Origin of the sequence: Amniculibacterium aquaticum, from assembly GCF_003852705.1 — a bacterium.
In the GTDB taxonomy this organism is placed as follows: Bacteria; Bacteroidota; Bacteroidia; order Flavobacteriales; family Weeksellaceae; genus Amniculibacterium; species Amniculibacterium aquaticum.
Window position 1 is genome coordinate 1 of the sequence record NZ_REFA01000024.1, and the last position, 13,547, is coordinate 13,547.

General features: G+C 36.9%; 10 protein-coding genes and 1 tRNA gene. 7 read left to right on the forward strand and 4 right to left on the reverse strand.

The features are described from left to right. Positions 1–307: 307 nt before the first annotated feature. Positions 308–2,494 (forward strand): sodium-translocating pyrophosphatase, encoded by a 2,187-nt coding sequence (locus tag EIY84_RS09730; protein ID WP_124642662.1) that lies wholly within the window; start codon positions 308–310, stop codon positions 2,492–2,494. 42 nt (positions 2,495–2,536) lie between these two features. Here the strand turns inward: EIY84_RS09730 and EIY84_RS09735 are convergent, their stop codons facing one another. After that, entirely contained in the window at positions 2,537–3,679 is a 1,143-nt protein-coding gene (locus EIY84_RS09735) for an aminotransferase class I/II-fold pyridoxal phosphate-dependent enzyme (RefSeq protein WP_124642664.1), read from the reverse strand. Positions 3,680–3,771: 92 nt separating this feature from the next. Further along, positions 3,772–4,914, reverse strand: coding sequence for a methionine aminotransferase (locus tag EIY84_RS09740; RefSeq protein WP_124642666.1), 1,143 nt, complete (start codon positions 4,912–4,914; stop codon positions 3,772–3,774). 147 nt (positions 4,915–5,061) lie between these two features. Between EIY84_RS09740 and EIY84_RS09745 the strand changes: the two genes are divergently transcribed. Beyond that, positions 5,062–6,081 (forward strand): M28 family metallopeptidase, encoded by a 1,020-nt coding sequence (locus EIY84_RS09745; protein WP_124642668.1) that lies wholly within the window; start codon positions 5,062–5,064, stop codon positions 6,079–6,081. Positions 6,082–6,130: 49 nt separating this feature from the next. Here the strand turns inward: EIY84_RS09745 and EIY84_RS09750 are convergent. Beyond that, positions 6,131–6,202, reverse strand: a tRNA-Arg gene (locus EIY84_RS09750). A 385-nt stretch (positions 6,203–6,587) separates the two neighbouring features. Between EIY84_RS09750 and EIY84_RS09755 the strand changes: the two genes are divergently transcribed. From EIY84_RS09755 to EIY84_RS09765, 3 genes are all read left to right on the forward strand, one after another. Further along, complete coding sequence (locus EIY84_RS09755) at positions 6,588–6,956, forward strand: septal ring lytic transglycosylase RlpA family protein (protein ID WP_124642670.1); 369 nt, start codon at positions 6,588–6,590, stop codon at positions 6,954–6,956. Positions 6,957–7,161: 205 nt separating this feature from the next. Next, positions 7,162–8,670 carry a F0F1 ATP synthase subunit beta gene (atpD, locus tag EIY84_RS09760; RefSeq protein WP_124642672.1) on the forward strand — a complete coding sequence of 503 codons (1,509 nt, stop codon included), beginning with the start codon at positions 7,162–7,164 and terminating at the stop codon, positions 8,668–8,670. A 77-nt stretch (positions 8,671–8,747) separates the two neighbouring features. After that, positions 8,748–9,029 (forward strand): FoF1 ATP synthase subunit delta/epsilon, encoded by a 282-nt coding sequence (locus EIY84_RS09765; RefSeq protein ID WP_124642674.1) that lies wholly within the window; start codon positions 8,748–8,750, stop codon positions 9,027–9,029. A 127-nt stretch (positions 9,030–9,156) separates the two neighbouring features. Here EIY84_RS09765 and recQ read toward each other — a convergent pair whose 3' ends face one another. Continuing rightward, positions 9,157–11,355, reverse strand: coding sequence for a DNA helicase RecQ (gene recQ / locus EIY84_RS09770; RefSeq protein ID WP_124642676.1), 2,199 nt, complete (start codon positions 11,353–11,355; stop codon positions 9,157–9,159). A 167-nt stretch (positions 11,356–11,522) separates the two neighbouring features. Here recQ and EIY84_RS09775 point away from each other — a divergent pair, with 167 nt between their 5' ends. After that, a complete protein-coding gene (locus EIY84_RS09775) occupies positions 11,523–12,482 on the forward strand; it encodes a KpsF/GutQ family sugar-phosphate isomerase (RefSeq protein ID WP_124642678.1) in 960 nt (319 codons plus the stop codon). Between the two features lie 52 nt (positions 12,483–12,534). Then, positions 12,535–13,362, forward strand: coding sequence for a twin-arginine translocase subunit TatC (gene tatC / locus EIY84_RS09780; RefSeq protein WP_241154776.1), 828 nt, complete (start codon positions 12,535–12,537; stop codon positions 13,360–13,362). The last annotated feature ends 185 nt before the right edge of the window (positions 13,363–13,547 follow it).

Consider the following 13,547-nt stretch of genomic DNA (forward strand, 5'->3'; position numbering starts at 1 on the left):
TGAACGCTTGGATAGATAGCTTTAAAGCGCTATTAATACGATATGAAACTAAAGAAAAACATTGGAGGGATTTTCATCTGCTCGCATTCTGTTGTATTTTGATTAGGAAACATTAAACAAGTTCAATCTTTAAAAAAAATATATCGATATAGAAAACAGTGAGCCTAGCTTGCTGTTTTTTTATTTTCCTTCATTTCGTTTTTGTGATTTGTAAATATTGAATATAATTTTTATCATATTTTTAAATTTTATATGAATTTATTTATTATTTTTAATTCTTATATAAACCAAATACAAAAACTGAACTATGAATTTATTTTATTTGATCCCTATTTTTGGGTTGGTCGCTTTGCTGTACACCTTTCTGCAAAGCAACTGGGTGAGTAAACAAGCTGCCGGAGACGAGAAAATGAAAGAAATCTCTGGACATATTGCCAACGGCGCTATGGCTTTTCTAAAAGCTGAATACAAAATTTTGACTTATTTTGTATTTATTGTTGCTGTATTGCTGGGCATTATGGGGATGTCCAATTCCGATTCTCATTGGAGCATTGGTCTGGCTTTTGTTGTTGGAGCAATTTTTTCTGCATTGGCAGGTTTTATAGGTATGAGAATTGCCACCAAAGCGAATGTGAGAACTGCAGAAGCCGCGAAAACTTCTTTGTCTAAAGCACTAAAAGTTTCTTTTACCGGAGGATCCGTGATGGGAATGGGAGTGGCCGGTTTAGCTGTTCTAGGACTTGGATCTTTATTTTTAATCATTAAACAAATTTTCGCCCCAGATGCAGAAGTCGATTCCAAAGGATTGATACAAACCATCGAAATCCTAACCGGTTTTTCTTTAGGAGCCGAATCCATCGCACTTTTTGCAAGAGTAGGTGGCGGGATCTATACCAAAGCCGCCGATGTAGGTGCTGATTTGGTCGGCAAAGTAGAAGCCGGAATCCCGGAAGATGACCCAAGAAATCCTGCAACCATAGCAGATAATGTAGGAGATAATGTAGGTGATGTAGCTGGGATGGGTGCCGATTTGTTCGGTTCTTATGTCGCTACGGTTTTGGCGACCATGGTTTTGGGGAGAGAGACGATTTCCCAAGATCAATTTGGTGGCTTTGCTCCCATTCTTTTACCCATGCTCATAGCAGGTTTGGGAATTTTATTTTCCATTATTGGTACTTTTTTTGTGAAAATAAATGAAAACTCTCCTTTAGAAACTTCTAAAGTTCAAAATGCCCTGAACCTAGGAAATTGGGGAAGTATTGTGATTACCGCCGTGGTTTCTTATTTTTTAGTGGATTATATTTTGCCGGAAACAATGGTGCTAAGAGGACACGAGTTTAGTAAAATGGGTGTTTTTGGAGCCATTATGGTTGGACTTTTGGTAGGCACTTTAATGAGCGTCATTACCGAATATTACACAGCAATGGGAAAAAGACCGGTGTACAGCATTGTCGAGCAATCTTCTACAGGACATGCAACCAATATTATTGGTGGACTATCTGTGGGTATGGAATCTACATTTCTTCCTATTTTGGTTTTAGCAGGTGGTATTTTTGGATCCTATCTTTGTGCTGGTTTGTACGGTGTTGCCATTGCTGCAGCCGGAATGATGGCAACAACAGCCATGCAATTGGCTATTGATGCTTTTGGACCAATTGCCGATAACGCCGGTGGAATAGCTGAGATGAGTGAATTGCCCAAAGAAGTTCGTGAGAAAACCGATATCTTGGATGCTGTCGGAAATACAACGGCTGCCACAGGAAAAGGATTTGCAATTGCTTCTGCGGCACTAACTGCTTTGGCGTTGTTTGCGGCTTTTGTAGGTATTGCAGGTATCGACGGGATTGATATTTACAGAGCCGATGTTTTATCCGGACTTTTTGTAGGCGCTATGATTCCGTTTATTTTTTCATCTTTAGCCATCACTGCGGTGGGACAAGCTGCAATGGCAATGGTGGAAGAGGTGAGAAGACAATTTCGAGAAATTCCCGGGATTTTGGAAGGTACAGGAAAACCCGAATACGACAAATGTGTTGCGATATCCACCGATGCGTCCATTAGAAAGATGATGTTGCCCGGAGCCATTGCCATCATCTCTCCTCTTTTGGTTGGTTTTATTTTTGGACCAGAAGTTTTGGGCGGCTTCCTAGCAGGAGCGACCGTCTCAGGAGTTTTAATGGGAATGTTTCAAAATAATGCGGGTGGTGCTTGGGATAATGCTAAAAAATCTTTCGAAAAAGGAGTGGATATAAAAGGTGAAACTTATTTCAAAGGATCAGATCCTCATAAGGCATCGGTAACTGGAGATACGGTGGGAGACCCTTTCAAAGATACTTCTGGACCGTCCATGAATATCCTGATAAAATTAATGTCCATTGTTTCTTTGGTGATTGCTCCAACATTGGCCACCTTGCACAAGGATAAAATTGAAGAAAATAGAAAAGCAAAATTGGAAACTTTACAACATGTAAAAACCAATCATCATTCAGAATAACAAATAATAGTTTATGAAACGAAACCTCCTTTTTGGGAGGTTTTATATTTTCTTCAAGTTTTCCACAGCTTGTACGATGGTATCTTCGTGTTTGGCAAAACAAAGTCTGATTTTACCAGTATCGATGTGGTCGTGATAGAAAGCTGAATACGGAATTGGAGCAACCTTGATGGTTTCGATGAGCCATTTAGAAAATTCTAAATCACTCATATACGGTTTGATGTTCTTGAATCCCACGGTTTGAAAATAGCCTCCTTCTACCTTTGGATCCAGATCAAAGGGGAGCTCTTCGAGTAAATGATAAAAGAAATTTCTTTTACTTTGATAAAATTTTCTGTGCTCTTCAGCATCGAAAACCTCTAAATATTTAGCCAAAGCATATTGAGAATAGACATTAATATTGAAGGAAAGGTATTGATGCAAATCCTTGAAGGCTGACATGAATTTTTCTGTCCCCGTGATGTAGCTGGCTTTCCATCCGCTAATGTGGAACATTTTTTCAAATGAAAAAACAGAAAAACTCCTGTTCTTAATTTCCGGATGCAAACGAGCGGAGTAAAATTCGCTATGGTCGTAACAAAGCAAATCGTAAACTTCGTCCGAAACGACCAAGATATCGGTGTTTTTTATGACCTCCCAAAGCTGGTCCCAATCTTCTTTTTTCCAAACTTTTCCCGTTGGGTTACTCGGAGAATTGACGATGATGCCTTTTGTTTTTTTACGAATAAGAGATTTTAGTTTGTCCCAATCGATGCTGTAATTTTCTTCCATTTGAAAATAAACAGGTACTGCACCTCGAATTTCAATAGCTGGAGCATAGGTTTCGTAACACGGTTCGATAACGATCACTTCATCTTCGGGTTCTAGAAAAGTGGCCAATGCCAGATGTATGCCGTATGTGGCTCCCGGGATAACCGCCAATTCATTTTCGGACAGTTCTAATGGGTGATTTCTTTTTTTATTGAACTTGATGAGGTTTTCCGTCAATATTGGTAACTCCGATACCGAAGCATACTGAAAAAGATTTTGGTCTGCCGCTTCTATTAAAAAATTTTGAAGACGAGGATCCGGATGGAAATCTGGAGAACCCTGACTTAGATTAACCGCAAAATGCTGATTTGCCAATTCAGCTATTTCGGTATAAATATTGACTTTACCTGCAGAATGTCTTTTTCTGAACTTCATTAATGGTATTTTAATTAAATTTAGTTTTTGTTGAATAAAATTAATTAAAATTCGGTATTGTGCAATGGTGTCTGCGGTTAAATTTGAATATTCTATAAGTTTTTCATATTTTTTACTGCTTGTTCGATAACTTCTTCTCTTTTTGCAAAACAAAAACGAATGTTTCCAGTGTTTTTTTGATCGTGATAAAATGCCGAAACCGGTATTGTAGCTACTTTTTTCTCTGTTGTAAGCCATATTGCAAATTCCTTGTCGGACATATTGGGTTTTATGGTTTTAAAATTCCCGGTTTGGAAATAACTTCCTTGCGCTGGTCTTTGCAACTCAAAAGGTGTTTCTTGCATCATATCCCAAAAATAATCTCTTTTTGCCTGCATCAGCTCAGTATTCTTCTTTTGATCGAAAATTTCCAAATACTGCGCAAGGGCTTGTTGGGCAGGTGCATTCACACAAAAAGTGAGGTATTGATGTACTTTTCTAAAGGCAATGCTTAGTTCCTCAGAGGCAACGATATATCCAATTTTCCAGCCGGTAATGTGAAACATTTTTCCAAATGAAAAAATACTGAAGCATCTCTTTTTGAGTTCGGGGTGGTGAAAAGCACTGTGGAATATGGCTTTGTCATAGACCAAAAGATCATAAACTTCGTCGGAAATTACAATGATGTCGGTGTTTTTTATAACTTCCCAAAACTGATTGATGGACTCTTTGCTCCAAATTTTTCCTGAAGGATTGTTGGGGGAATTGATGATGATGGCTTTGGTCTTTGGAGAAATTGCATTTTTGAATTCGTCCCAATTGAGTTCAAATTTTTCATTCAATTGTACAAAAATGGGTTTTCCACCACTCATCTCAATAGCAGGGACATAGGAGTCGTAACACGGATCAAAAACGATGACTTCATCTCCCGGTTGTAGTATAGTAGCTAAAGCGGTATAGATGGCATAAGTTGCACCGGGGACAATGGTAATTTCTTCTTTTTCAATAGTTAACGGTAGGACTCTATTTTTGTTGAAGGCCACCAAATTGTCAATTAATAAAGGATTGCCTTGTAAAGGCGCGTATTGGTTAAAATTGTTTTCTGTGGCTTGGCTAAGAAGTTTTTTTAGCTTTGGATCGATTTCGTAATCGGGGAAGCCTTGGGATATATTGATGGCTTGGTGTTGTTGTGCCAATTGTGACATTTCTGAAAAAATGGTCAAGTCACTGCCGCTGTGTTTTCTTTGGATATTCATCAGGAGTATTATTCGTTCGGTAATACAACGCAAATTCGGAATAATTATTTATTTTAGCCGTATCAATTGATGATAAAATTTGATTTTTTATCGATTGAAATCCCATTCTTACTTAATTTTCATTAAAAAAATACAAAATACTTATTTATGAAGAGAGTCTCCATATCGGTACTTATCCTATTAGGATTGGTTTCTTGTAAAACCATTGATTATACGACCAACGGAAAAGCGTACAATCAAGCGTATGAATCTATAAAATCCGATGAGTTAAAGAAAAATTTATTCGTAATTGCCTCCGACGAAATGGAGGGTAGAGATACCGGAAGCAAAGGCCAAAAAAAAGCAGGCGATTATGTAATAAATTATTATAAAGATCGAAAAATTGGCTATCCGGAAGTATTGGGTTCGTATTTTCAAAAAGTACCTGCAGAATACATGAATAAAAAATCGTGGAACGGGAAACGATTTTCGGACTCGGATAATATTTTGGCTTTTATCAAAGGCAGTGAGAAGCCCAACGAAATTGTCGTAATCTCTGCGCATTATGACCATATTGGAACGAAAAACGGAGTCGTTTATAACGGTGCCGATGACGATGGAAGTGGTACAGTTGCTGTTATGGAAATCGCTGAAGCCTTCAAATTGGCAGAGAAAAAAGGGCACGGTCCCAAAAGATCCATCTTATTTATGCATGCAACCGGTGAAGAGCACGGGCTTTTTGGATCATCTTATTATGTCGATCATCCTGTATTTCCTTTAGAAAATACCGTGACCAACCTTAATATAGATATGATTGGTCGTTGCGATCCGGGAAATTGCAATCAAGACTATGTATATGTTATCGGATCGGAAATGTTGAGCTCGGAATTGAAAATGATTTCTGAAGCAGCAAATAACAAGACTTATAAAATGAAGTTGGATTATAAATACGACGATCCCAAAGATCCGAATCGTCTATATTATAGGAGTGACCATTATAATTTTGCCAAAAATGGTATTCCTGTTGCTTTTTACTTTGATGGGATTCATGAAGATTATCACAAAGAAACAGATGACCCGGAGAAAATAGATTACGAATTGCTAAAGAAAAGAACACAACTAATTTTTTCAACAGCATGGGAGTTGGCCAACCGAAAGGATAGGATTGTGGTGGATAAAAAACATTAAACAAATTGGAGATGAACAAGAAAAGGTTCGTCTCTTTTTTTTGGAAAAATGACTCCACCAAGAATCGAACTTGGATCTAAAGTTTAGGAAACTCTTGTTCTATCCGTTGAACTATGGAGCCTTTGGTGCAAATTTAGGATAAATCTGCTTTTAAACTTCATTTAATTGAATTGAAAATGTAGGATTTAGCATTGGATTTCAACCGTATAATTTTAAAAATATTGTGTGGTGTTAAAATTTATTTTGAAATCATTTAATAGGTTGATAATCAGGTTTTTAATTCGAGTTTAGTAAGTGTTTTTTGGTGATTTTGTTAATTATTTTTAACTTTTAGTGTATTTTTTAACATTTTTTTAACAGTCTTTTGAATCGCTTTATTCATAGGGAGTTGCAGGTTTTGTTATGATTTTTTTAAGAATAGTTTGATGCTTTTTAACGAGGTGGTTTTTGTCGGAATTGATAACCGCCTAATTTTGCCCTCGTTAAAACCCCCAAAATTCAAAAGTATGATGAAAGGAGTTAGTCTCGTAATCATAATGATGATTTCAATGCTAAGTTTTTATTCATTTTCGAGTGAAGCAACCGATGCAAAGACAAGTTTAATATCGTTCTACCACGATAAATTTAACGGTAGAAAAACAGCAAGCGGTGAGCTTTTTGATAATTCAAAACTTACAGCAGCTCACAGAAGTCTTCCATTCGGAACTAAATTGAAAATGACGAATATTAAAAACGGAAAAAGCGTTGTCGTTAGAATCAATGACAGAGGACCATTTGTAGCGTCTAGAGCATTAGATGTATCCAAAGCAGCTTTCAAGGCCATAGCGCCAGTAGGTCACGGTGTAGTCCCTGTTGAATATGAAGTTATTAATTAATAATACATTTTAGACTAATGAAGAATCGGATAAGCATCCGATTCTTTTTTTTAGCATTTAATTTTAAAATGACGAGCGAAACATCAAAAACAAGCCTTGGGCTTATTGGTGTTCGATGTTTAAAAAAATATGACAAAAATCTTTTGTTAATCAATTGCAGATTTGTCAATTATCACTATATTTGCACACACGAAAAAATTTAGCAATGGCAAACCAAATAAAAGGAAAAATTTCTCAAATTATCGGTCCCGTTATTGATGTGGTTTTCAAAGAAGTTGAAGAACTTCCGAAAATTTACGACGCTCTTGAGCTCGTTAAAGATAACGGAGAAAAAGTAGTCCTAGAAGTAGAACAACATATCGGTGAAGACACAGTAAGATGTATCGCAATGGATGCAACGGATGGTCTTAAAAGAGGACAAGAAGTAACAGGACAAGGTCGTCAAATTACCATGCCTACAGGGGAAGGTGTTTACGGAAGACTATTTAATGTAGTTGGAGATGCCATCGATGGTATCCAAGACTTGTCAAAAGATAACGGTTTGCCAATCCACAGAGAAGCTCCTAAATTTGATCAATTATCAACTTCTGCTGAGGTGCTTTTTACAGGTATCAAAGTAATTGACCTTATCGAACCTTATGCAAAAGGGGGGAAGATTGGTTTGTTCGGTGGTGCTGGTGTGGGTAAAACTGTATTGATCCAAGAATTGATTAATAATATTGCAAAAGGTCACGGTGGTCTTTCTGTATTCGCCGGTGTAGGTGAAAGAACCAGAGAAGGAAATGACCTTTTGAGAGAGATGTTGGAATCAGGAATTATTAAGTACGGTGAAGATTTCATGCACTCTATGGAAAATGGAGGTTGGGATCTTTCTAAAGTAAATCTAGAAGAAATGAAAGACTCTAAGTGTACTTTCGTTTTCGGACAGATGAACGAACCACCAGGTGCAAGAGCTAGAGTAGCCCTTTCTGGACTTACAATTGCAGAATATTTCCGTGACGGTGATGGTGAAGGTCAAGGTAGAGATGTACTTTTCTTCGTTGATAACATCTTCCGTTTTACCCAAGCTGGTTCAGAGGTGTCTGCACTTCTAGGGCGTATGCCATCAGCGGTAGGTTATCAGCCAACTTTGGCTTCTGAAATGGGTGCGATGCAGGAAAGAATTACTTCTACTAAAAACGGATCTATTACTTCTGTACAGGCTATTTATGTACCTGCGGATGACTTAACCGACCCGGCTCCGGCTACAACTTTCGCCCACTTGGATGCAACAACCGTATTGGACAGAAAGATCGCTTCATTGGGTATTTACCCAGCGGTAGACCCATTGTCTTCAACTTCAAGAATCCTTACTCCGGAAATCCTAGGTGCTGAACACTACAACACCGCTCAAAGAGTAAAAGAAATCCTTCAAAGATACAAAGCGCTTCAAGATATTATTGCGATCCTTGGTATGGAAGAATTGTCTGAAGAAGATAAATTGGTTGTATATCGTGCCAGAAAAGTACAAAGATTCCTTTCTCAGCCTTTCCATGTTGCTGAGCAGTTTACAGGTATCCCAGGTGCTTTGGTAGATATTAAAGACACCATTAAAGGATTTAACATGATTATCGATGGAGAATTGGATCACTTGCCAGAAGCTTGTTTCAACCTAAAAGGAACTATTGAAGAAGCAATCGAAGCAGGAGAGAAAATGCTTTCTGAGAACAAATAAGAAATTTTAAATTTTAAATTTTAGATTGTGGATTTTGTCTAAAATTTATAATCTATAATCTATAATTTCATTTAAAGATGATTATAAAAATATTAACCCCGGAAACTGTAATTTTTGAAGGTGAGGTAGAATCTGTTCTACTACCAGGGAAAAATGGGGATTTCCACATCATGAAAGATCACATTGCCATCGTTTCGTCTTTGGTTAATGGAAATATAAGACTTTTCACCAATGAAGTTCCTGAGCAATTTGCCAAGAACCTTAGAAAAGAAAACGAATCCAAATCGGTTTATTCTTTTTTAGTTAAAAGTGGAGTTATCGAGTTCAGTAATAATAAAGGAATCATCCTCGCTGAATAAGACAAAAGTCTTTGATAAATTAAAACTGGGTTGCCTAAGCAACTCAGTTTTTTTATGCAGTAATCATAAAAAATCGATTCAAATATTACAATTGAATCGATTTTATATTTAAGCTAATATCTACAACCTAATTGGCAATATCACTGATGAATTTTATTCTGAGCATCCTAAGTTCTTCATCGCTCAAATCATCACCAAATTCATCGGTGATTACCTTCATGCTATCGCTTTCGGACTCTTTCATAAAGTCCATAAACTCATCGATTAAATCCTCGTCAATCGTATCTTCAATATAATAGTCGATATTTAGTTTGGTACCTTGATAAACAATTTGTTCCATTTCTTTTAAAAGATCGGTCATGGTAAGATTTTTAGCCTTGGCAATATCTTCAAGATCAATTTTTTTATCGGTACTTTGTATGATGAAAACCTTGTGCGAAGCTTTGTTGGCCACTTGTTTTATGACCATATCTTGAGTTCTCTCAATTTGGTTATCTTCTACATATTTTTTGATAAATTCGGCGAATTCTTTACCAAATTTTTTGGCTTTACCTTCACCAACTCCGTATATTTTGCCAATTTCATCAATGTTGATGGGGTATTGCACCGTCATGTCCTCCAAACTGGGATCCATAAATACGGTGTACGGAGGGATTCCTAATTTTTTTGCAACCTTTTTTCTAAGTTCTTTTAGTAGGTTAAAAAGATTTTGGTCTAGGGAATTTCCTCCTTTAACTTCAATTTGATCGATGTCTGCTTTTGTTTGGGCAAGGTCGTATTCTCGATCTTCAGCAATTAAAAATTCTATTTCTTTGGAGTTTTTTAGAATTTCATTCCCTTTTTCGGATATTTTAAGAACACCGTATGTCTCAATATCTTTAGTTAAAAATCCTTGAACCGTAGCTTGTCTGATGATGGATTTCCAATAATTATCCGATTCTTTTTTTCCAATACCAAATTGTTTGTAGTTTTCCAACTTATACGATTTTGTAATGGAGCTTTCTTTACCTGTAATAATATTGATAAGGTCTTTGGTTCTGAACTTTTCGTCCAAAGATTTTACAGTATCCAATACGATTTTCAGTTCATTGAAAACATTTTTTAATTTTGGAGGGTTTACGGAATTGTCGTCCATTTTTGCACCAGCTCCTTTGATTGGGTCGAAAACTTCACCAAAATAATAAAGAAGGTATTGTCTGCGGCTCATGGAAGTTTCGGCATAACCAACCACTTCATTGAGCAATTGCAAACCGATTTCTCTTTCTGAAACGGGTTTTTGAGCCAAGAATTTTTCTAATTTTTCAATATCTTTTGGGTCGTAAAAGGCTACACAATGTCCTTCGCCACCGTCTCTGCCGGCCCTACCGGTTTCTTGGTAATAACTTTCTAGTGATTTTGGTATGTCGTAATGGATTACAAATCTCACATCCGGTTTGTCAATACCCATACCAAAAGCAATGGTTGCGACTATGATGTTGCATTCTTCCATCAAGAATTTGTCTTGGTTGCCCATTCTGGTTTTGTTGTCCAGCCCAGCGTGGTATGGGAGTGCGTTGATCCCGTTGACCTGAAGGAGTTGTGCAAATTCTTCAACCTTTCTACGGCTTAGACAATAGATAATTCCAGACTTACCTTTATGAGTGTTTATAAATCGTATAATTTCTTTATCGATATTTACTTTTGGCCGTACTTCATAAAATAAATTAGGTCGGTTAAAGCTTTCTTTAAAAACCAAGGCGTTGTTCATGCCCAAAGTTTTTTGGATGTCGTCTTGTACTTTTGGAGTTGCCGTAGCCGTTAGCGCAATTACCGGTACATTGGCGATTTTATCGATGATGAGTTTTAGATTTCTATATTCTGGACGGAAGTCGTGCCCCCATTCCGAAATACAGTGTGCCTCGTCAATGGCGACAAAAGAGATCTTCACTTCTTTAAAAAAATCGAGATATTCGTCTTTTATTAGAGATTCTGGAGCAACATAGAGCAGCTTGGTTTTGCCCGATTTTATGTCGTCCATCACCGTTCTGGTTTGCGACTTGTTGAGGGACGAATTAAGAACATGGGCAACACCTTCCTCTGAGGATAGTCCATTAACGGCATCGACTTGGTTTTTCATCAAGGCGATGAGTGGCGATACCACAATGGCTGTACCTTCGGAGATAAGTGCGGGTAACTGATAACAAAGTGACTTTCCACCGCCTGTTGGCATCAAAACAAAAACATCATTGCCCTCCAAAAGAGATTCGATAACTTGTTCTTGTTGTCCTTTGAAATTTGAAAAGCCAAAATGCTTTTTTAGTTCTTTAGATAATTCCGTGTTTTTCATTGTAACTTCAAATGAAATCAAAAATTGTTTTAAATTTGCACTAACTTCAAAATTAATCATTATTCATCAGAAATCAAATTTTTAATTAATTTTTTTTAGTAAGAAATATGAATTAAAAATTAAAGAATGCAGGTTCTAAATTTCTGTAAATTACGAAATCCATCCGAATGAATTCAGAACAAATCCAAGAATTAGGAAAAGAAGCAATAGAAATTGAAATAAATGAGTTGGTAAAACTTAAAGAAAGAATTGATGCTGACTTTGTAAAAGCAGCCGAATTGATAGGCTCAGCGAAAGGAAAATTAATTGTAGTTGGAATCGGAAAATCGGCTCATGTAGGAAATAAGATTGTTGCAACACTCAATTCTACCGGCACTCCTTCGCAGTTTTTACATGCTTCTGAAGCCATACACGGCGATTTGGGAGTGGTGCAAAAACAAGATGTGGTTTTGTGCATTTCCAATTCCGGCAACTCTCCTGAGATTGTTAATTTGGTGCCTTTTCTAAAAGAATATTCTTCTGCTCTGATTGGCATGACCGGAAATTTGAACAGCAAATTGGCCGAGTTCTCCGATGTGGTACTCAATACCAAAGTCGATAAAGAAGCGTGTCCCAACAAATTGGCTCCTACATCTTCGACTACGGTTCAAATGGCTTTGGGTGATGCTTTGGCGGTGGTGCTTATGGAGATGAAAAATTTTAGAGCCAATGACTTTGCCAGATTTCATCCAGGTGGAAGCTTGGGGAAAAATTTAACCTCGAAAGTGGAACAATTTTTATCGTCCAAGAAACCACAAGTTAGTCCAGAAGCAGGTATAAGAGAGGTGATCATTTCCATCAGTTCCTCTTCTCACGGAATTACCATTGTTGCTGAAGAGGATAAAATTCTAGGGGTCATTACCGATGGTGATTTAAGAAGGATGTTGATGAAGGACGAAGATGTTTCTAAGGTTTTGGCAAAAGACATCATGTCGAAAAATCCTAAAACCGTGGAGAAAAATACTTTGGCGAAAGTAGCAATGAAAATACTGAAAGACAACAATATCGGACAGTTGGTAGTGACTAACAATGGCGAATATTTCGGTATTATCGATCTGCATACTTTGTTGGACGAAGGGATTAATTAATGTTGATTTTAATTTAGAATTCAAAATTTTGAAAGAGAACGAAGAAAATGATATGTCCTTTTGGGGACACATTGGCGAACTTAGAAGCCATCTGATACGATGCGTGATTGCCATAATAATTTGTGCATGCGTCGTTGGTTTTAATATAGAATGGATTATCGATCATGTATTTTTTGGACCGGTTCGGAATGATTTTCCAACCTTTAAAGTGGTCAACCATTTTTCCAGAATGTTTATTGGTGAAGATAGTATCACACTTCCTGCCGATTTTCCGGTGAGGGTCCAGAGGCTGTATCAGCAATTTAATGTGATGATGGCCGTGTCCATATTCGGAGGGATCGTTTTGGCATTTCCCTATATTGTTTATGAGATTTGGAGATTTATTTCACCGGCTCTTCACGAAAATGAAAGAAAAAATTCTCTTTTTGTGATTAATGGAATTTGGATTCTTTTTATGATGGGAGTCCTGTGTGGATATTATTTAATTTTGCCCTTTGCGGTTAATTTTGGAGTCATTTTTAAAATTTCAGACATCATCATTCCATTGTACGATCTTTCGGATTATGCGACACTGTTTTTACAAGTCGTTCTCGGGATGGGAGTGATGTTTTTATTCCCAATGTTGGTGTATTTCTTAACCAATATGGGATTATTAACTCCGGAATTTATGAAAACCTATCGTAGGCACGCCATTGTACTGATCATGGTAGTCGCTGCAATTGTTACACCCGCCGATGTGATGAGCATGATGATGGCAGCCATGCCTCTATTGTTGCTGTATGAAATTTCTATTATGATGTGCAATCGTACTTTTAACATTCTCCAAAAGAAAGAAGCTTTGGAAAATAATAAAGCATTGGCAAAAAAAGATACGGTATAAAAATTTCTTTATACAATTTGGACAAGTCAAAAACCCCAATAGGTTTTTGACTTTTTTATTTTATTTAATGGTTTGATATTGTGTTATATATGAATGTTTTTAGTTGGGTTTATTTTAGAACTTCGTTTTCTATAAAGTGGATTAGCGGCTAAATAAATTATTCTATACATAATAAATGCAGTAAT